General features: G+C 73.7%; 22 protein-coding genes. 16 read left to right on the forward strand and 6 right to left on the reverse strand.

Annotated features, from left to right (window positions below):
• Complete coding sequence (locus E1166_RS12325; RefSeq protein ID WP_132338562.1) at positions 1-1239, reverse strand: hypothetical protein; 1239 nt, start codon at positions 1237-1239, stop codon at positions 1-3.
• A gap of 57 nt (positions 1240-1296) precedes the next feature.
• Here E1166_RS12325 and E1166_RS12330 point away from each other — a divergent pair, with 57 nt between their 5' ends.
• Entirely contained in the window at positions 1297-1779 is a 483-nt protein-coding gene (locus E1166_RS12330) for a type II toxin-antitoxin system PemK/MazF family toxin (protein ID WP_132261440.1), read from the forward strand.
• Between the two features lie 17 nt (positions 1780-1796).
• On the opposite strand, the gene E1166_RS12335 is transcribed toward E1166_RS12330, so the two are convergent.
• A complete protein-coding gene (locus tag E1166_RS12335) occupies positions 1797-2447 on the reverse strand; it encodes a GGDEF domain-containing protein (RefSeq protein ID WP_132338564.1) in 651 nt (216 codons plus the stop codon).
• Between the two features lie 270 nt (positions 2448-2717).
• On the opposite strand from E1166_RS12335, the gene E1166_RS12340 reads away from it, so the two are divergent.
• Together E1166_RS12340 and E1166_RS12345 are read left to right on the forward strand one after the other, a co-directional pair.
• Positions 2718-2957, forward strand: a complete 240-nt coding sequence (locus E1166_RS12340; protein ID WP_132261438.1) for a DUF397 domain-containing protein — start codon at positions 2718-2720, stop codon at positions 2955-2957.
• Positions 2958-3145: 188 nt separating this feature from the next.
• Entirely contained in the window at positions 3146-3970 is an 825-nt protein-coding gene (locus E1166_RS12345) for a helix-turn-helix transcriptional regulator (protein ID WP_132338566.1), read from the forward strand.
• A gap of 7 nt (positions 3971-3977) precedes the next feature.
• Here the strand turns inward: E1166_RS12345 and E1166_RS12350 are convergent, their stop codons facing one another.
• Positions 3978-4619 (reverse strand): phosphotransferase, encoded by a 642-nt coding sequence (locus tag E1166_RS12350; protein WP_132338568.1) that lies wholly within the window; start codon positions 4617-4619, stop codon positions 3978-3980.
• Between the two features lie 304 nt (positions 4620-4923).
• Here E1166_RS12350 and E1166_RS12355 point away from each other — a divergent pair, with 304 nt between their 5' ends.
• The 5 genes from E1166_RS12355 (at position 4924) to E1166_RS12375 (ending at position 9660) form a co-directional block, all read left to right on the forward strand.
• Entirely contained in the window at positions 4924-5709 is a 786-nt protein-coding gene (locus E1166_RS12355; protein WP_132338570.1) for a DedA family protein, read from the forward strand.
• A gap of 119 nt (positions 5710-5828) precedes the next feature.
• A complete protein-coding gene (locus E1166_RS12360; RefSeq protein WP_132338572.1) occupies positions 5829-6902 on the forward strand; it encodes an SRPBCC domain-containing protein in 1074 nt (357 codons plus the stop codon).
• Between the two features lie 114 nt (positions 6903-7016).
• Positions 7017-7955: a hypothetical protein gene (locus tag E1166_RS12365; protein ID WP_243710315.1), complete on the forward strand. Its 939-nt coding sequence runs from the start codon at positions 7017-7019 to the stop codon at positions 7953-7955.
• 33 nt (positions 7956-7988) lie between these two features.
• Positions 7989-8960 carry a pirin family protein gene (locus E1166_RS12370; RefSeq protein WP_132338574.1) on the forward strand — a complete coding sequence of 324 codons (972 nt, stop codon included), beginning with the start codon at positions 7989-7991 and terminating at the stop codon, positions 8958-8960.
• A 40-nt stretch (positions 8961-9000) separates the two neighbouring features.
• On the forward strand, positions 9001-9660 hold the full coding sequence (locus E1166_RS12375) for a hypothetical protein (RefSeq protein ID WP_132338576.1): 660 nt from the start codon (positions 9001-9003) through the stop codon (positions 9658-9660).
• A gap of 213 nt (positions 9661-9873) precedes the next feature.
• On the opposite strand, the gene E1166_RS12380 is transcribed toward E1166_RS12375, so the two are convergent.
• Complete coding sequence (locus E1166_RS12380) at positions 9874-10143, reverse strand: DUF2795 domain-containing protein (RefSeq protein WP_132269501.1); 270 nt, start codon at positions 10141-10143, stop codon at positions 9874-9876.
• 172 nt (positions 10144-10315) lie between these two features.
• Between E1166_RS12380 and E1166_RS12385 the strand changes: the two genes are divergently transcribed.
• From E1166_RS12385 to E1166_RS12410, 6 genes are all read left to right on the forward strand, one after another.
• Entirely contained in the window at positions 10316-10729 is a 414-nt protein-coding gene (locus tag E1166_RS12385) for a DUF2267 domain-containing protein (RefSeq protein ID WP_132338578.1), read from the forward strand.
• A gap of 223 nt (positions 10730-10952) precedes the next feature.
• A complete protein-coding gene (locus E1166_RS12390) occupies positions 10953-11969 on the forward strand; it encodes a TerC/Alx family metal homeostasis membrane protein (RefSeq protein ID WP_132338580.1) in 1017 nt (338 codons plus the stop codon).
• A 102-nt stretch (positions 11970-12071) separates the two neighbouring features.
• Positions 12072-12662 carry a molybdopterin-dependent oxidoreductase gene (locus tag E1166_RS12395; RefSeq protein WP_207914194.1) on the forward strand — a complete coding sequence of 197 codons (591 nt, stop codon included), beginning with the start codon at positions 12072-12074 and terminating at the stop codon, positions 12660-12662.
• A 1-nt stretch (position 12663) separates the two neighbouring features.
• Complete coding sequence (locus E1166_RS12400) at positions 12664-13416, forward strand: ferredoxin reductase (RefSeq protein ID WP_132338584.1); 753 nt, start codon at positions 12664-12666, stop codon at positions 13414-13416.
• Positions 13417-13432: 16 nt separating this feature from the next.
• Entirely contained in the window at positions 13433-13720 is a 288-nt protein-coding gene (locus E1166_RS12405; protein ID WP_132338586.1) for a DUF6510 family protein, read from the forward strand.
• Between the two features lie 76 nt (positions 13721-13796).
• The gene (locus E1166_RS12410; protein WP_132269516.1) at positions 13797-14327 is read left to right on the forward strand and encodes a GNAT family protein; all 531 of its coding nucleotides are present in this window, start codon (positions 13797-13799) and stop codon (positions 14325-14327) included.
• Positions 14328-14366: 39 nt separating this feature from the next.
• On the opposite strand, the gene E1166_RS30880 is transcribed toward E1166_RS12410, so the two are convergent.
• Positions 14367-14528 carry a hypothetical protein gene (locus E1166_RS30880; protein ID WP_165944317.1) on the reverse strand — a complete coding sequence of 54 codons (162 nt, stop codon included), beginning with the start codon at positions 14526-14528 and terminating at the stop codon, positions 14367-14369.
• A 237-nt stretch (positions 14529-14765) separates the two neighbouring features.
• Here E1166_RS30880 and E1166_RS12415 point away from each other — a divergent pair, with 237 nt between their 5' ends.
• Positions 14766-16070: an NAD(P)/FAD-dependent oxidoreductase gene (locus E1166_RS12415; protein ID WP_132338589.1), complete on the forward strand. Its 1305-nt coding sequence runs from the start codon at positions 14766-14768 to the stop codon at positions 16068-16070.
• A gap of 366 nt (positions 16071-16436) precedes the next feature.
• Here E1166_RS12415 and E1166_RS12425 read toward each other — a convergent pair whose 3' ends face one another.
• Entirely contained in the window at positions 16437-17411 is a 975-nt protein-coding gene (locus E1166_RS12425; protein WP_132338591.1) for a DUF2267 domain-containing protein, read from the reverse strand.
• 181 nt (positions 17412-17592) lie between these two features.
• On the opposite strand from E1166_RS12425, the gene E1166_RS12430 reads away from it, so the two are divergent.
• Positions 17593-17904, forward strand: coding sequence for a hypothetical protein (locus E1166_RS12430; RefSeq protein ID WP_132338593.1), 312 nt, complete (start codon positions 17593-17595; stop codon positions 17902-17904).
• The last annotated feature ends 10 nt before the right edge of the window (positions 17905-17914 follow it).

Below are 17914 nucleotides of genomic sequence, written 5' to 3' on the forward strand. Positions count from 1 at the left end.
TCACACCTGCGGCGGGTCCGCCAGGTCGGTCGCCGCCGGCTCCTGCGGGTCGGCCACCCAGGCGGAGAAGACCGGCACGCCGTGCCAGGGGCCCGTCCCGCCCCGCCGGTCGACGGCCACCGCCACCACCGCGTACGGGTGGCCGAAGCGCAGCTCGGCGATCCGGGCCACCCCCGGTGGGGGCAGGCTCATCAGTGCGAACGCCCCGCTGACCGCGGCTGCCTCGAAGCCGTACCGGCCGTAGCGGGCCATCGCCGCCTGCCGTACCTCGACGCCCAGATCCGCCGTACCGAGCAGCCCACCCAAGCCGCGGGCCACGGCCGGGAAACCGAGCGCCGTGGCGGTCAGGTCGTGTTCGTCCGACGCCGACCAGCAGGGCAGGACGGCCTGGTGCCGCTCCTCGCGGCCGTCGGGGGCGAACGTGTGCACCGGCTCCTCCCGCAGCGACCACGCCGGTCCGTCGCCGAGTGGCAGGTCGAACAGGTTGCGGCGGTCCGCCGGCGCGGCGTCGTCGACCGCGCCGGCGGCCACCTCGTACGCGGCGGCGAGCACGGCGGCCGGGCGGACCGCCGGATCGGCGGCCACCGAGACCACCACCAGCCCTGCGTCGTCGCTCGCCACCGCTGGCGCGGCGTGCACCGCGACGTCCCCCGCCGGACCGGTCGACGAGATCCAGGCCCGGTGCCCGTGCTCCGGGGCCCGCAGCACCTGGCCGAGTCGTTGCGCCCACGGGCTGGTCGGGCCCAGCGCCCGGCCGGGGGCGAGGTGGAACGGCTCGGCCCAGGAGATCCGGGTGGCGAGGGCGCTGGCCAGGGCCAGCAGCACCCGTGGCGTGACGGTCAGCGGGAACCGGTCGATCAGGCCCAGGCTGTGTTCCCGCGCCCAGGCGTCCAGGCCGGCCTGGTCCGGCAGCGGCCCGGTGGCCGTGCTCCGGGGCAGCGTGGCCCGCCAGGCGGCCAGCGGCGGCGGGTCGTACCCCGTGCGGTGCCAGACCGCGGTGGCCGACGGCACCAGTGGGTGCGGTGTGTCCACCAGCGCGGCGGCCAGACCGGCGGCGGTGGTCGCGTCGAGGCCGAGGGCGTCGTCCAGTTCGGCGCGGGCTCCGCCGGTGGTGGCCGGGGCGGCCAGCGCGAGCAGCAGCCACGCGCCGAGCGGGGAGGCCACGTGGTGTCGGTCGCCGACACCGGCGTGCAGCCGGGCGGCGTAGCGGGCCAACGGGGTGTGCAGGGTCGTCGTCATGTCCTCCACTGTGCCCACCCTCGCCGTCGCGGTCACCGGCGGGCTAGGCTGCCCGCCGTGGCAGGTCTGTTCAGGAACGTGGCCGCTCGCCTGGGTCAGGTGACCGGAAGGGTGGTGCCGCCGGGCACGATTCCGGCGCAGGTGGCCCGGCGTCGCCAGGTGAGCGCGTTGCAGCGCCGGGAGCTGACGTACGCCCCGGAGCTGGACGGTCAGGCCGATCCCGGTGAGATCGTCTGGACCTGGGTGCCCTACGAGGACGACCCCCGGCAGGGCAAGGATCGCCCGGTGTTGGTGGTGGGCCGGCACAGCCGAACCCTGTTCGGCCTGATGCTGTCCAGTCAGGGTGAGCGCGACGGCCAGCGGCACTGGCTGGCGCTCGGCCCGGGGGAGTGGGACCGGGACAGCCGTCCCAGCTGGGTGCGCCTGGATCGGGTGCTCACCATGCGTGAGGACAGCATCCGGCGCGAGGGCGCGGTGCTGGACCGGGGCCGGTTCGACCGGGTCGGGCAGGCGCTGCGCGCCGGCTACGGCTGGCGCTGACCCGTCCGTACCGCAGGTCAGCACTCGGCCAGGCGTGCGGTTTCGGTGAGTTGTCGGGGGACCCGGCGACCGGCGACGCCCTTCGCCCGGTACATGGCGGCGTCGGCGGCGCTGAGCGCCTCGGCGAGCTGGCTGGGTCCGGTGACCGGGGCCAGGCCGACCGAGGCGGTGACCCGCAGGCTGCGCCCGCCCAGCGGGATCGGCGCGGCCATCGCCTCGCAGAGCCGTCGGGTGGCGTGGTCGATCCAGCGTCGGTCGACGGTGGGTGTGGCCAGTAGCCCGGCGAACTCGTCCCCGCCGAGGCGGGCGACGAGGTTGTCCCCGGCGAACGCGGTCAGTCGCTGAGCGACGCAGACCAGTACCTGGTCACCGGCGGCGTGGCCGTACCGGTCGTTGACCTGCTTGAAGTCGTTGAGGTCGATTACCACGGCGATCAGCGGTTGCCCGCCCGCGTCGGTGAGCAGGGCCGCCGCGATGCGGTAGAAGGCCCGGCGGTTGGGCAGCCCGGTGAGGGGGTCGTGGCTGGCGGCGTGCCGCTCCGCCGCGAGTTCGGCCTGCAGGTGGGCGATCTCGGCCTCCGCGCGCAGGGCGCGGCGGCGCAGCTGCCACAGGGACACCAGCGCACCCGCCGCGGAGATGCCGGAAGCGACACTCAACGGATCCGGCACGAGACCTCCCTCGCGGCGTCGGCGCACAGCCGGACGGTGTCGGCCCTCGCACGCGGCGCCGGGCCGTCGGTTCTCCTGATGGCTACCGGGTGAGGTAACCGTGAGTGAGCGGGTGGGTACCGCGCACACGTGGGTTATCATGCTCGCTGTCCGATGCAGATGCAATAGCAGATGCACGTGCAGCACAGTCCTTCCGGTGCCGCGCCCCTCCCGCCGCCGCCCTGTCCACCCGCGACACCGGAAGCCCTTCACCGCACAGAAAGACCGCGCATGCAGCAGCCTGAGAACGGCGTACCGGTCACCCAGCTCCCGCCGCTGCGGTGGCAGAAGAGCCGGCGGAGCAACCCCAGCGGCAACTGCGTGGAGCTGGCCGAGCTCCCGGGCGGGGCCGGGATCGCGGTGCGCAACTCGCGCCACCCGGAGGGGCCGGCGCTGATCTACACGGTGGACGAGATCGCGGCCTTCGTGCTCGGCGCCCGCGACGGGGACTTCGACAACCTCATCGGCTGACCCCGGTCGGTCTCCCCGCCGGCCGAATCGTCCGCCAGTGCGGTACACCTCACGGTCGGCCCATGGCATGCTTACACGTCGGCCGGGTCCGGGGGTGGTCGACGGACGTAGGCTGCGCAGGCGGAGGGCGGCACGTGACGATGGCTATCGCGGATGGAGGTCCCGCCACCGGGCCCACCGTGCTCCGCATGCTGCTCGGGGCCCAACTGCGCCGGTTGCGCGAGGCCAGCGGAGTGACCCGGGAGGGCGCCGGCTGGGAGATCCGCGCCTCCGAATCCAAGATCAGCCGAATGGAGCTGGGCCGGGTCGGCTTCAAGGAGCGCGACGTCGCCGATCTGCTCACCCTCTACGGGGTCACCGCCCCCGAGGAACGGGAGGCGATGCTCAAGCTCGCCCGGGAGGCCAACAGTCCCGGCTGGTGGCACCGCTACGGCGACGTGCTGCCCGGGTGGTTCCAGTCGTACCTGGGCCTGGAGGCGGCAGCCTCGCTGATCCGCACCTACGAGGTGCAGTTCGTCCCCGGGCTGCTGCAAACCGCAGACTACGCGCGGGCCGTGGTCCTGCTCGGCCACGGGCACGCCTCGACCGAGGAGGTCGACCGCCGGGTCGAGCTACGGCTGCGCCGCCAGGAGCTGCTGCGCCGGGAGCAGCCGCCGCAGCTGTGGGCGGTGGTGGACGAGGCGGTCCTGCGCCGCCCGATCGGAGGGCTGGAGGTGATGCGCGGGCAACTGGACGCCCTCATCGAGGCGACCCGGGCCGCACACGTACGGCTGCAGGTCGTCCCGTTCGCCGCCGGCGGACACGCCGCGGCCGGAGGCGCCTTCACCATCCTGCGCTTCGGCGACGACGACCTGCCCGACATCGTCTACATCGAGCAGCTCACCAGCGCCATCTACCTCGACAAGCGGGAAGACCTCGACTACTACGCGGTGGCGATGGAACGGCTCTGTGTGGAGGCCGAGCCACCGGAGCGTACGCCGGAGATCCTGGCCCGGTTGCGCGACGAGCTGTAGCCGGGAATCAACCTCGCCCGACCCGCGCCACCAGGGCCGCCGCCCGGGCCAGGGTATCCGGGCCGTGCGGCCCCGTCCTGGCCCGCAGGGCGACCGCCTCGTCCAGCAGGCCGGCCGTGCCGACCTCGGCCAGGAAGTCGGCCAGCAGTTGCTCCGCCGTCGCGGCCAACGGCTCGCCCGGATCGGTGGCGACCTCCGCGAGGATCAGCGCCGTGGTCGTGGTGTCCAGCTCCGGCGGGCCCTCGGCGGTGTTGCGCCAGTCGATGACGACCGGGGCGTCCTCGGTGAGCAGGATGTTGCCCGGGTGCAGGTCGAGGTGCAGCACCCGGTCGGCCGGGTCGTCAGAGAGCCGGGCCGGCAGGGTGTGCAGCCGCCGGTGCAGGTCGGCCAGGACGTCGGCGCAGGTGCGTACGTCGATGTCCCCGTCGCGCAGAGCCTCGGTCAGGGTGGGGCCGGACAGCCGGGTCAGCTCCAGCTCACAGCCCTCGGCCCGCCACACCTCGGGCACCGGGTACCCGAGGCGGTGCAGGTATCGCATCACGTCCGCCTCGGGCCGTACGTCCCCGCCGGCGCGATAGCGGCGCAGCACCCGGTGGGCGTCGAGGGCGTAGACGTCGGCGTCCCGTCCGGAGGCGAGCGGCACCGTCACCGGTCCACCGTATGCCCCAGCCGGGCCGCCGCGCTGCCCCGCCCACCCCGGCGGCGGAAAATGCGGTCAACCCAGCGGGGTCGGACGACCTCGCCGGGCTCCGCGTCGGTCCGTACCACCGGCGTGCCGTCCGGCCGCCACCCGCCGCGACCGCCGGCGGTACGCGGACAGCGGCGGCCCGGGGCCGTCGGGACGCAGGCCGGTGGACGACGGCCGGGGTCAGTGACGTGCGCAGGGCGCCATTGCTGTGTCGCGGTGGGACACGGCCGTGGTCGAAGGGCGCCGTGCCCCGTAGTTTTGTCGCATGATCCCCACCCCTCCGGCGCTCAGCCCCACCATGGTCCTGTCCGCTTCCGCACCGCCCACCGACGGGCCGGTCGGCTGGGTCACCGGTCTGGTGGAACGGCTCGGTGGACCCGGCGCGGGGCTGGCCGTGGCACTCGAGAACCTCTTCCCGCCGATCCCCAGTGAGGTGATCCTCCCACTGGCCGGGTTCACCGCCGCCCAGGGTCGGATCAGCCTGATCGGGGCGATCCTGTGGACCACCCTCGGTTCGGTGGTCGGCGCCTGGGCACTGTACGGCATCGGCGCGGCCCTGGGCCGGGACCGGATGCGGGCCGTGGTGGCCCGACTGCCGCTGGTGAAGCTCAGCGACGTCGACCGGACCGAGGCGTGGTTTCTGCGGCACGGCGTGAAGGCGGTGTTCTTCGGGCGGATGATTCCGATCTTCCGCAGCCTCATCTCGATCCCGGCGGGGGTGGAGCGGATGCCGATCGGGACGTTCCTGCTGTACACCACGCTGGGCAGCCTGATCTGGAACACCACCTTCGTGCTGGCCGGATACCTGCTCGGCGACAACTGGCACCTGGTCGAGGCGTACGCCGGCTCCTTCCAGCGGGTGGTGATCGTCGTCTGTGCGGTCGCTGCCGGCTGGTTCGTGGTCTCCCGGATACGCCGGGCCCGGCAGGCCCGCTCCACCACCCCGCAATCCGGGACGGACCAGGTGTATCGCGGGGTGGTGCCGGTGGAGACGGACCAGCCCGGTCGGGGGACGGTCTACCGGACCTCCTCGTGGTCCGGTGGCGACTGACCGTCCGCGTCCGCGCGACGATCGGGGTGCCCGACCGTCCATCGTGGTCTCCACCGTGGTCGTTCGTGGCGGTCGATCCCGTTGCCGCGGCGGGTCGTCGCCGTCCGTACAGTTTCGCCATGACCGACATCAGCGCGCAGGCGGACCTGGCCCACCCGGCCGAGCGGGTCTGGCGTGCGCTGACCCGGCCGGACCTGCTCGTCCGCTGGTTCACCGAGGTCTCTGCGGACACCGGGACGCCGGACCGGCTGCTGCTGCACACCGCCGGTCTGCCGGGTTTCGACGTCGCCGTCGACGTGGAGGTGGTCGAGCACCGCGAGCCGGAGGCGCTCGTGCTGCGCTGTGACGAGGCCGGCCGGCTCAGCCGGCTGACCTGCACCCTGACCAGCACCGTCGAGGGCTGCCGGCTGTCGGTCACCGAGTCCCTTGAGCACGGCCGGTGGTCCACCGCCCAGCGGGCCGACCGGGAGCGCTACTACCAGCACGCGGTCTCGGGGCGGCTGCCCGCCATCCTCGACTGGTTGGCCTTCCGGGAGGTCGACCTGCGCCGCGCCGAGGGCCCGGCCACCGTGGAACTGCCGGTGATCCCGCTGTTCGACCAGCCCGCGCGGGATCGCCGCCGGCTGGTCTGGGTCGCCGTCCTGGTCGGGCTCGTGCTCGTCGCCGGGGCGGGGGTGTGGGCGGCGCTGCCGGCACCGCCGCGGCCCGTCGGCGCACCCGGCCCGGTGACTCCGCTCCCGTCCTCGGCGGCCGTGTCGAGCCCGCCAGCCCGACCCACCGCCTCCGCCGTCCGGTCCAGCCCTGCGACCATCCCGCCGCGCCCTGCCACGAGCCGGAACACGTCGCTGTCACCGAGGCCGTCCGGGTCGACGTCGCCGGCTCCGGCCCTGGCCGCCCGGTACGCGACCGTGACCACCCGGATCCTCGGTTACACCGCCGAGGTCGTTATCGACAACCCGGGCGCCGCCGGTGTGGACGACTGGCGGCTGGTCGTCACGCTCGGCGCGAACGCGACGGTCGGCGGTGCCACCGGGGCGCAGTGGCGGCAGGAGGGCCAGGTGGTCAGCTTCACCGGGCCGGCCGTGCCGGCCGGCGCATCCCACACGGTGCGCTTCGACGTCCGCGACCCTGACCTGCTGGTCAAGGCGCCCCGGGGCTGTGCCGTGGACGACGCGCCCTGCGCCGGGCTGTGATCCGGCACCGGGGCGGGACGGAGGCGACGAGGCCGCACCGGTGGGTGGGCGCAGCAGTGATCCGCTGGGCTGTTGACTACGTACACCCGGGCGGGGGACGCGAAAGGGGAGCGTATGGCAGGGTCGGAACCGGGCTGGAGCGACCGTGCGGGGGTCGCGGACACCGCGGGCCAGCAGCGGCAGCCGGAGATCGAGGTGACCGGAGAACCGCCCGCGGCGGGCCTGGTCGGCGATGCGCCGGCCGACCGCCCGTCCTGGCCGCGCAGCACCCGACTGCTGGTCGCCGCCGCGGTCGTGGTTCTGGCGCTGGGTGGGCTCGCCGTCCGGGCCACCCTGGCCAACACCGACCGTCTCGGTATCGCGTTCTCCGAGGGCGGCGCGGTGGCCCCGGCCGTGGTGCCAGACGAGCCGGGCGGTTCGGGGGCGGCCCAGTCGGCGGCGTCCGGGCAACTGCTGACCGCGCCGGTGGACGGCCGTCGACGGGCGACGTTCGAACTGGTCGACGGGCTGAGCGTGGTCCGGTTGGGCGCCGAGGATCTCGGCGGGGACCTCTACCGGGTCAGCACCCCGTCCCAGTCGACTGTCCGGGCCCGCCCGGAGGTGGTCGACGACCGGGTGCGGCTGCGCGTGGCCAAGACCGGGCGCAAGGGTGAGGGCAGCGTGGACGTGGTGCTCAACTCGCGGCTGGTCTGGGACCTGCGCCTGTTCGGCGGGGTCAGCCAGCATCTGCTCGACCTGAGTGCCACCCGGCTCGGCGGTGTGGAGGTGGTCGGTGGGGCGGCCCGGATCGACCTGCGGTTGCCGCCGGTGCGGGGGTCCCTGACGATCCGGATGAGCGGCGGGGTCAACCAGTTCACCGTCCAGGCCCCCGACCGGCCCCCGGTTCGGGTCCGGGCCGGCAGCGGTGCCGGGACCGTGACGGTGTACGAGGACCGGCGCGACGGCGTGGCCACTGGCAAGATCATCAGCTCGCCGAACTGGGACCGGGCCACCGACCGGGTCTACCTTGACCTCGTCGCGGGGGCGAACACCGTCACGGTCACCGAGGGCTGAGCCGACACACGGGGCAACGCATAGAGTCGGGCGATGGAGCGTACCGAGTCGTTGCCCGCGCTGACCCGACCCGCCGGTGTGGCCCCGGTCGATCCGGGCAGCGTGCTGCTGCCCGGCCACGACGTGCCGCTCGGGCGGTACACCACCGTGCGCCGGCTGTTGCCGCAGCGGCAGCGTCGGATGGTCGGGGCCTGGTGCTTCGTCGACCATTTCGGTCCGGACGACGTCGCCGAGCGGCCGGGCATGGAGGTGCCGCCACACCCACACACCGGCCTGCAGACCGTCACCTGGCTGCTCGACGGCGAGATCGTGCACCGCGACAGCCTCGGCAACGTGCAGCCGATCCGCCCCGGCCAGCTCAACGTGATGACCTCCGGGCACGGCATCGCGCACTCCGAACGGTCACCCGCGAGCCACCCGCCGGTGATGCACGGTGTGCAGCTCTGGGTGGCCCTGCCCGACCCGGCACGGGCGGGTGTCGCCGACTTCGCCCACCACGCCGAGCTGCCCCGGTGGCGCGACGGGGCACTGGATCTCACTCTGCTCGTCGGTGAGCTGGCCGGCGAGGTGTCCCCGGCGCTGGTGCACACCCCACTGCTCGGCGCGCAACTGACGGCCCGTGGAGCCGCACGGGCCACGCTGCCGCTGCGGCCCGACTTCGAGTACGGCCTGCTGGCCCTGGCGGGCGCGGCCGAGATCGACGGGTTGGCCCTCACCCCCGGCGCGCTGCTCTACCTCGGTGCCGGTCGGGACCGGCTGGAGTTGGCCGCCGACCCGGGCAGCCGGCTGATGCTGCTCGGCGGCGAGCCGTTCGACGAGCCGCTGGTCATGTGGTGGAACTTCGTGGGTCGCTCGCACGAGGAGGTGGCCGCCGCGCGGGCGGACTGGATGGCCGGCCGCCGGTTCGGGACGGTGGCCGACGACCCGGCCCCGCCGCTGGCCGCGCCGGCGATGCCGACGACCCGGCTCGTGGCCCGGGACCGCCGGGGTGGGCGGCACGGCTGATCGGCATGCGTGCGCGCCGCCGGGGCGGGTAGTCGCCGTCATGACCAGTGCGACCTCCCGTACCGAGGATCGGAAACGCCTGGTACGCCGGCTGGCCGGCGACCGGGGGTTCGCCGAACAGTACGGCTTCCGGGTGACCAACAATCCGTCGAACCTGTTCCAGCTGCTCTGCCTGGCGGTGCTGCTGGCTCGCCGGGGCGACTTCCGGCGGGCCCTGGACGCCGCCCACGCCCTGCCGGACAGCGGGTGGGACAGCGCCGCGCGGCTGGCCCGCTCGCGGCACGTCGACCGGGTGCGGGTGCTGCGCGAGGCGGGGCAGCGCGGAGACGTGGCGGCGCTGGCCGACGTGCTCGGCGACCTGGCCCGCACCGTGGTCGACCGGTACCGGGGCGACCTGCGCCGGTTACGTGCCCACGCCGGTCACGACCCGGCGCGGGAGCGGGAGCTGCTCACCGCGCTGCCCGGAGTGGACGATCAGGTGGCCGACCTGTTCCTGCGGGAGACGCAGGCGCTGTGGCGGGAGGTGGCCCCGGTGGCGGACCGGCGGGCCCTGGTCGCGGCCCGCCGCCTGGGACTGGGTCGGTCCGCCGACGACCTGGCCGAGCTGGCCGGCAGCGGCGAGTCGGAACGGCTGGCCTGGCTGGTCGGCGCGCTCGCCCGGGTCGACCTGGAGCAGCGCTACGCGGAGATCTCCGCCTGAGGCACATCCCACACTTTTGGCGAAAATCAGCCGTACGGATGATGGCTTGTCGTATGGTGTTCATGGCAGAGATGCCCGCCCGGTTCGGGCGAACATCCCGGCAGCACGCGACCCGGTTCGGGCGCGGAGCGGCGGGACAGGCACGGTGACGCCCCAGGTCGCGGTTCGCGACCCGGGGCGTCCGCCTGTTCGCCGGCCCCGCCGGTCACCGGCTCAGATGCCACGCAGATGCTGGGACACCCGCTGGTGCCGGTCCCGTGCCTGAGCCGCCCGCTGGGCCGCGTCGATTTCAGGCGCGGCCTCGATTCCGGCCGACCGGGCCACCTCGTTGCCGTTGGCGTAGTCCACCGGGGGCAGCGCCCGCAACGCCTTGAGCACATCCGTGGGTGCGCCCGCCCGCTCGGCCTCGCGCACCACGTCGTCCTTTCCCGCGGGGTAGTCAAGACTGGACAGGTAGTGCAGGACGTCGCTGTAACTCGCCATGGCGTGAGCTCCCTCGCCGCCTCGATTCCGGTCACGACCGGCGGCGGTTACCCACCCGGACGGACCTCACGCCGCCCGCGTCGGAAAACCCACGCACTCCTGCCGCCCGGACCACCGTTTCCCGACCGGCCCGACGGGTACGCGAGGCCGCACGACGCCGAAGGGAGCGCCGATGAACTACGACACCTTCGTCGACCAGGTGGCCCGGCGGACGCGGACCGACTCGCCACAGGCGGTGACGCTGACCCGGGCCACGCTGGAGACCCTCGCCGAGCGACTGACCGGCGGGGAGGTGCTCGACCTCGCGGTGCAGCTTCCCGCACCGTTGCAGGTGGTCCTGCGGCCCAGCCCGAGCACCGAAGCGGCGGACCGGTTCGGCGCCGCCGAATTCGTGGCCCGGGTCGGGCGGCGGGCCGGCGTCGACGAGACGACGGCCCGGGACGCCGTGCGAGCGGTCTTCACCACGCTGCGTGAGGCGATCAGCGGCGGCGAGTTCGACGACCTGATGACGCAGTTGCCCCGCGACTACCGGAACATGGTGGAGCCGGCGCTGGCTCCCGGCGCCACCCTGCTGCGCCCGGCCTGAGCCGCCCGGTGAACCGCCACCCGGTGGTTGGCCAGGGCCGCCAGCTCTGTGGGTCGGCTTTGCGGGCGGTCGCGGCCTGCCCTAATCTAAAGCGCACGAGGGGAGTACTTCCCACGAACCATTCCGGTCAGTACGGCGTGCTCCGGGCATGCCTCGGGTGGTTGCCCACCGAAACAGTGGGTGAAGGAGACCTCGAACATGGCACGGTGTTCGAGGAGGCTCCATGACGGATTCGTCATATCTGGCTGCCGATCTCCAGTCGGTCGGCACGCCCACGCTCTGGGCGGTGACCATCGTCGGTGTGCTGGCCCTGCTGGTGCTCGACTTCCTGGTGACCCGCCGCCCGCACGAGGTGTCCATCCGGGAGGCGCTCGGCTGGTCGGCGTTCTACATCGCGCTGCCGCTGGCCTTCGGTGGCTGGCTCTGGGCACGCCACGGCTCAAAGCAGGGCGTCGAGTACCTCACCGGTTACCTGGTCGAGAAGTCGTTGTCGGTCGACAACCTCTTCGTCTTCATGCTGCTGCTGGCGGCGTTCGCGGTCCCCACGGTGCTGGCCCAGCGGGTGCTGCTCTACGGCATCGCCGGCGCGCTGGTGCTCCGCGCGGTCTTCATCGCCCTCGGTGCCGCCGCGTTGCAGACCCTCGACTTCGCGTTCCTGCTGTTCGCCCTCATCCTGCTCGCCACCGCGGTCAAGCTGCTGCGTGACGCCGTCTCCGGGCACGAGCAGGAGGTCGACATCAACCGGATGCGGTCGGTGCGGCTGCTGCGCCGGTTCATGCCGGTGGTCGACGAGTACCACGGGCCGAAGATGGTCATCCGGCACGACGGCCGGCGGGCGCTCACCCCGATGGCCCTCGTGGTGGTCGCCGTCCTCGCCACCGACGTGGTCTTCGCGGTCGATTCGGTGCCCGCCGTCTACGGCATCACCGAGGACCCGTACCTCGTCTTCGCCACCAACGCCTTCGCGCTGCTCGGCCTGCGGGCCCTGTACTTCGTGCTGCACGCCGCACTGAGCCGCCTGGTGCATCTCAGCTACGGCCTGGCCATCATCCTGGCCTTCATCGGTGTCAAGCTCGGCCTGCACTGGGCCCACGGCATCTGGAAGGGCGTCCCGGAGATCCCGACGCTGGCCTCCCTCGGCGTCATCATCGGTGTCCTGGTCGTCGTCACCCTCACCAGCCTGCGGGCCACCCGTCACGGCACGCCCGGCGACCGCGAGGTCGTCGTCGAGCGGCACTGACGCCCAGCCCGTCGCCGGCGCCCCTGCGGGCGCCGGCGACGGGCTACCCGGGAAAGGCACATCGTCGCGTACCGCCGGTGGTAGGACTGACGGGTGGGAATCGTGTCACCAGGGTTTCAGGGCCGGCGCCGAACGGGCGGGCCCGCCCTGCCGCCCGGGCAGTACCTGACCGACGACTTCCCGGTGCTCTCGGCCGGGCCGACCCCGAAGGTGCCCCTGGACACCTGGGAGTTCGTGCTCAGCACCGAGGCCGGCGCGGAGTTCCGCTGGACCTGGCCGGAACTGACCGGCCTGCCGCAGGAGACGCCGACGGTGGACATCCACTGCGTCACCCGCTGGTCCAAGCTCGGCACCCGCTGGCAGGGTGTGTCGCTGGACACCCTGCTCGACGGCGTCGACACCGCCGCCCGGTACGCGCTGGCGCACTCGTACGGTGGCTACACCACCAACCTGCCTCTGGACGACCTGCGGGGCGGCCGGGCCTGGGTGGTGCACACCTACGAGGATGGTCCGCTGCCGGCCGAGCACGGCGGCCCGGCCCGGCTGCTGGTGCCGCACCTGTACTTCTGGAAATCCGCGAAGTGGGTGCACGGCATCCGGCTGCTCGTCGACGACCAGCCCGGCTTCTGGGAGACCGCCGGCTACCACGACTACGGCGACCCGTGGCGCGAGCAGCGCTACCAGGGCGACTGAGATGACCGCGACAACCACCGTCGCCGGTTTGGCGAGCTGGCGGGTGGCCAGACTGGTGCAGCGCCGGACGGAGACGCCGACCGCGCAGACCCTGATCCTGCACGTGCCCGGTTGGCCAGGGCACCTGCCCGGCCAGCACGTCGACGTGCGGCTGACCGCCGAGGACGGCTACCAGGCGGCCCGGTCGTACTCGCTGGCCGGCCCGGCCGACGGCGACCGGATCGCGTTGACCGTGCAGCGGGTGCCCGACGGCGAGGTGTCGTCGTACCTGATCGACGTGTACGCCGAGGGTTACCCGGTGGAGGTGCGTGGTCCGCTCGGCGGCTGGTTCGTCTGGCGGCCGACCGAGAGCGCGCCGGTGCTGCTGGTCGCCGGTGGTTCCGGGGTGGTGCCGCTGATGGCGATGATCCGTGCCCGGCGGGCCGCCGGCAGTCGGGTGCCGTTCCGGCTGATCTACTCGGTGCGTACCCCGGCCGACGTCTGCTACGCCGACGAACTGCGCCGCCGCGCCCGTGACGACCAGGGCCTCGACGTGGCGTACGTGTACACCCGCGAGGTGCCCGAGGGCTGGCGCGGCGAACCGCACCGGATCGGCCTGGCCGACGTGAACACCCACGGCTGGCCGCCGGAGCTGGAGCCGCTCTGTTACGTCTGCGGTCCCACCGGCTTCGTGGAGACCGTGGCGGACCTGCTGGTGGGACTGGGGCATGCGAACCGGCGGATCCGCACCGAACGCTTCGGCCCCACCGGCTGAGCGGCGAGGAGACCCAATGACCGAGATGTCCTACCTGGACGGGAACATGCTCGACGGCCCGCTGCGCGAGCTGTTCGCCGTGGACCTCAGCGCCGCCACCGGGCGCTGCCAGTCCTGCGGGACGGTCGCCCCGATGGCCGGACTGCACGTCTACTCCCACGCGCCCGGTCTGGTGGCCCGCTGCCCCACCTGCACGCAGGTGATGCTGCGGTTGGTCCGCACCCCCGACCGGGCCTGGCTCGACCTGCGCGGTGCCACCTTCCTGGCGGTGCCGATGCCGCTGGACGGACCGGTGACCCGCTGACCGGACCCGATCGCCGCGTGGGCGAGCGGGCCGACGCGGGCGAGCGGGTCAGGCCGTCGGGCTAACGTGGCCCGACGTGAGATACCTGCGCACCTCGGGCGACGTCGGCATCCGCCGCCCCCGCCCCGCCGACGCCGCCGCATTCGTCGCCGCCGCCCGGCGCAGCCGCGAGCTGCACCATCCCTGGCTCGCCGCGCCCGACACCCCGGAAAAGTTCACCGCGTACCTGGCCAAGGCGCGCCGCCGCGACCAGCAGAGCTTCCTCTTCTGCGACCGGCCGAGCGGACAGATCGCCGGCTACGTCAACATCAGCGGGATCATCATGGGCCCGCTGCGCGGCGGCTTCATGGGCTACGCCGCGTTCCTGCCGTACGCCGGGACGGGACACGCCTCGACCGGCATCGGGCTGGTGCTGGCGTACGCCTTCGACACACTCGGCCTGCACCGCGTGGAGGCAAACATCCAGCCGGGCAACGAGCCGTCGCGGCGGGTGGCCCGCAGGCTCGGCTTCCGGCAGGAGGGGTACTCGCCGGACTACCTGTTCATCGACGGCGCCTGGCGCGACCACGAGCGCTGGGCGCTCACTGCCCCGGCGTCCGAGCGGTGAGCGCCGGGGCGGCCCGTACGGCGACCGCCCCGGCCCTGCTCAGCGGCCCGGCCCGCGCGTCTGCTGGCGCTGCCCGCCAAGCCGCTCGATGCGGCCCTGCTTCTGCTCCACCCGCCGGCGTTGCCGGGGCGTCAGCTGCTTGCGCCCGCTCTGCCGCAGGTAGATCGGCTGTCGCTGGTCGTTGGACATCGGCGTGGTCATGTGGCTGTCCTCCCTCCGGCCGGTGTTGGCGGTGGACCACCATGGTGCGCCGGCGGCGGGTGAGACAGCCCCGCCCGGGCCGGGTGAGCCCGCGGGGCCCGTTGGCCCAGGAGTCTGCGCCGCCACCGGCACCGTCACTGTCTCCTACCGTCCCGTTGCCTGTCGGGAGTGCGCCGGTGTCGGCTGCCCGGCTTCCCGTGACGTTTGCCGGCCTGATCGGTGGGAACGGCGACAGGCATGACGAAACCTCGTGTGGTGATCGTGGGGGCCGGGTTCGCCGGTTACCACGCGGCGAAGACGTTGAGCCGGCTGGCCCGGGGCCGCGCCGAGATCGTGGTGCTCAACTCCACCGACTACTTCCTCTACCTGCCGCTGCTGCCCGAGGTGGCCGCCGGGGTGGTGGAGCCGGCCCGGATCTGCGTGCCGCTCGCCGGCACCCTGCCCGGGGTGCGGGTGATCGTCGGCGAGGCCGACCAGGTCGACCTGCGCAACCGGTGGGTGGGGTTCACCCAGCCCGAGGGGGACCGGGGACGCCTCGCCTACGACCGGTTGGTGCTCTCCGTCGGTAGTGTCAACAAACTCCTGCCGATCCCGGGGGTCACCGAGTACGCGCACGGCTTCCGCGGCCTGCCCGAGGCGGTCTACCTGCACGACCACGTGATCCGTCAGATCGAACGGGCGGAGCAGGCCGAGGACCCGGCCGAGCAGCTGGCCCGGGCCACCTTCGTGGTGGTCGGCGCCGGATACACCGGAACCGAGGTGGCCGCGCACGGTCAGCTCTTCACCGACGAGCTGTACGCCCAGCGTCCCGGACTCACGGTCCGCCCCCGGTGGCTGCTGCTCGACGTGGCGCCACGGCCCCTGCCGGAACTGGACCAACGAATGTCCGACACCGCGGACCGGGTGCTGCGCCGCCGCGGGGTGGACGTCCGGATGGGCACCTCGGTCGCCGAGGCCACCGCCGACGGGGTGAAGCTCACCGACGGCGACTACATTCCGACGTGCACCCTGGTCTGGTGCGTCGGGGTACGCCCCGACCCGTTCGTCGCCGAGCTGGGCCTGCGCACCGAGAAGGGGCGGCTGGTCACCGACGAGTACCTCAACGTCCCCGGCTTCCCCGAGGTGTTCGCCTGCGGCGACGCCGCCGCCGTGCCGGATCTCGCCCGCCCGGGGGAGATCTGCACGATGACCGCACAGCACGCCCAGCGTCAGGGCAAGCTCGCCGCGCACAACATCGCCGCCTCCTACGGCCAGGGCCGGCGTAGGCCGTACAAGCACCACGACCTCGGCTGGGTGGTTGACCTCGGCGGGAAGGACGCGGCGGCGAACCCGCTCCAGGTGCCGCTGTCCGGGTTGCCCGCCAAGGCCGTCACCCGCGCATACCACCTGCTGGCGATGCCGGGCAACCGGACCCGGGTCGGCGCCGACTGGGTGCTCGACGCTGCGCTGTCCCGCCCGGCCACCCAACTGGGACTGGTGCCGGCGCACGCCGTGCCGCTGGAGAGCTCGTCGCCGGAGGTGCCGGTCCACGCCCGGTCCTAGCCGCGGCGGGCGTCGCGTCGGCTCGGGACCGGCGGTCCAACCGGCCAGGGCGTCGTCGGTGGCCGGGCGGGCGCCACCGACGAACGCGGCCAGGGCCGCGCCGTGCAGCACTCCGCCCGGTACCGGGTCGGCCGCCATCCGGGCGGCCAGCCGGTCGACCGGCAACCGAACCCGGGCGGTGGGCCGCGGCCAGCACCAGGTTGCCGTAGCGACGCCCGCGCAGCATCCGCCGGTCGGCCAGCAGGCACACGCCGGCGAAGACCGCGCCCAGCGTGGCGGCCTGCACCCGGGTGAAGACCACGGGCCGACGCCCGACCGGCCGGCGACGATCCGGCCGTCGCGGGCCGCCGGCCCGGGAGGTCCGGCCTAACCGCCGGCCATGCCGGCGCCGGCCTCCTCGATGGCGTCGTCGACGCGGTGGGCCAGCTCGATGTCGGCGGCGGTCACCGCGTCGGCGTTCTGGCTGCGTACCGTCAGCACCGCGTTGTCCGGGTCGGGCCGGCCGATCTGCGGCCCTCGACCGAGGTCGACGCGGAGTTGGTCGAGTCGGTCGAGCACCCGGTCCAGGTTGCTCGACGGCAGCTCGACGGTCCGCACCAGCGAACGGCGGTCGCTGGACCAGTACGGCAGGTCGTCCAGGGCGTCCCGCAGCTGACCCTCGGTCAGCGGGGCGGTGGTGCTCGACGCACCCACCAGACCCCCGCCGGCCTCGACCGGGCCGAGCAGGTCGCGCAACCCGTCGGGTACGTGCAGCGACTCGACGAGCTCGCCGTCGTGGGCGGCGAGCGCCGCGAGGGTGGCCGCCGCCTGATATCGCGCCTGCTCCGGGGAGCGCCCGCTGATCCGCCCCACCTCGGCCAGGAAGCCGGGCAGGTCGCGGTGCCGTTCGATGCCGCCGATCGGCACCACGTCGTGCAGCGACACCGGCACGGCGGCCAGCAGTCGGGTCCGTTCCCGCTTATCGAGCGCCCAGGCTAGGGCGAGCACGGTGGCCTCCGCGCCGACCTTCGCGGTCCGGAAGTCGACTCCAGCGCGTCGGCTCACCTCGTCGACGAGCTCGCGGTAGCCCAGTCGGGTGTCCGGTGTGCCCGGGCCGGGATCGGGGCGCGGCCGCTCGGTGGTCGCCACGGCGGGGGCCGGCGGCGCCGGGCCACCGCGCGTGCTGTCCGGCTTGTGCCGCCCGGCCGGCGGCGGACCGGACCGCCTGCCCCGGTCCAGGCTGGTGAGCTGCTTGGACGCGCTGAGCGTGCTGCCAACCTCGCTGGGCTGCCGACCCTGCTCGCGGGCTCGGCGGGCCAGGGCCCGGCGGCGCTGGTTGTCGCCCTCCATCTGCTTACGCATGGTCGACCTCACTCCCTGTCGGGTTCACCGTCGCGGTCGGCGTTCCCGTCCGGGCGTGGAAGGTAACGGCTCAGAGCGGCGCCGTGGGTTCACTCGCGCGGGGTGAGGGGCGCTCACCCGACCCGGTCGCACGATCGCAGGGACCGGGGGTCTTCCGCGCACCACGGAAGGGAAGGTCGTCATGAAGAGGATCGTCGAGATCGTTCCCGCCCGTCCCGGCTGGTACGCCCGCTGGCAGGTCACTCCGGAGGTTACTCGGTGCTACCCGGTGAGCCTGTGGGCGATGGTCGAGGAGTCCGACGGGTCCGGCCGCGAGGTGGTCGGCATGGACTGCGCCGGACAGTGGCCCGGTTCGGACGACAACGAGGTGGGTGGGGAGTTCGTCCGCTACCTGTTCCAGACGCCGGACCTGGGGCCGCCGGAGGACGCCGAGGCGACGACAGCCCCCGTACGGCGGGAGAGCGGCCCTCGGCTGCAACCGGTCACCGCCTGAGACCCTCCTC

The organism is Micromonospora sp. KC213 (genome assembly GCF_004348325.1).
Classification (GTDB): domain Bacteria; phylum Actinomycetota; class Actinomycetes; order Mycobacteriales; family Micromonosporaceae; genus Micromonospora.

Excerpts from the sequence above, each read along its gene's own strand:
- E1166_RS12325 (WP_132338562.1), bottom strand. The coding sequence starts at position 1,239 with ATGACGACGACCCTGCACACCCCGTTGGCCCGCTACGCCGCCCGGCTG.
- E1166_RS12340 (WP_132261438.1), top strand. The coding sequence starts at position 2,718 with ATGCAGCAGCCTGAGAACGGCGTACCGGTCACCCAGCTCCCGCCGCTG.
- E1166_RS12345 (WP_132338566.1), top strand. The coding sequence starts at position 3,146 with ATGCTGCTCGGGGCCCAACTGCGCCGGTTGCGCGAGGCCAGCGGAGTG.
- E1166_RS12355 (WP_132338570.1), top strand. The coding sequence starts at position 4,924 with ATGATCCCCACCCCTCCGGCGCTCAGCCCCACCATGGTCCTGTCCGCT.
- E1166_RS12360 (WP_132338572.1), top strand. The coding sequence starts at position 5,829 with ATGACCGACATCAGCGCGCAGGCGGACCTGGCCCACCCGGCCGAGCGG.
- E1166_RS12365 (WP_243710315.1), top strand. The coding sequence starts at position 7,017 with ATGGCAGGGTCGGAACCGGGCTGGAGCGACCGTGCGGGGGTCGCGGAC.
- E1166_RS12370 (WP_132338574.1), top strand. The coding sequence starts at position 7,989 with ATGGAGCGTACCGAGTCGTTGCCCGCGCTGACCCGACCCGCCGGTGTG.
- E1166_RS12375 (WP_132338576.1), top strand. The coding sequence starts at position 9,001 with ATGACCAGTGCGACCTCCCGTACCGAGGATCGGAAACGCCTGGTACGC.
- E1166_RS12380 (WP_132269501.1), bottom strand. The coding sequence starts at position 10,143 with ATGGCGAGTTACAGCGACGTCCTGCACTACCTGTCCAGTCTTGACTAC.
- E1166_RS12385 (WP_132338578.1), top strand. The coding sequence starts at position 10,316 with ATGAACTACGACACCTTCGTCGACCAGGTGGCCCGGCGGACGCGGACC.
- E1166_RS12390 (WP_132338580.1), top strand. The coding sequence starts at position 10,953 with ATGACGGATTCGTCATATCTGGCTGCCGATCTCCAGTCGGTCGGCACG.
- E1166_RS12400 (WP_132338584.1), top strand. The coding sequence starts at position 12,664 with ATGACCGCGACAACCACCGTCGCCGGTTTGGCGAGCTGGCGGGTGGCC.
- E1166_RS12405 (WP_132338586.1), top strand. The coding sequence starts at position 13,433 with ATGACCGAGATGTCCTACCTGGACGGGAACATGCTCGACGGCCCGCTG.
- E1166_RS30880 (WP_165944317.1), bottom strand. The coding sequence starts at position 14,528 with ATGACCACGCCGATGTCCAACGACCAGCGACAGCCGATCTACCTGCGG.
- E1166_RS12415 (WP_132338589.1), top strand. The coding sequence starts at position 14,766 with ATGACGAAACCTCGTGTGGTGATCGTGGGGGCCGGGTTCGCCGGTTAC.
- E1166_RS12425 (WP_132338591.1), bottom strand. The coding sequence starts at position 17,411 with ATGCGTAAGCAGATGGAGGGCGACAACCAGCGCCGCCGGGCCCTGGCC.
- E1166_RS12430 (WP_132338593.1), top strand. The coding sequence starts at position 17,593 with ATGAAGAGGATCGTCGAGATCGTTCCCGCCCGTCCCGGCTGGTACGCC.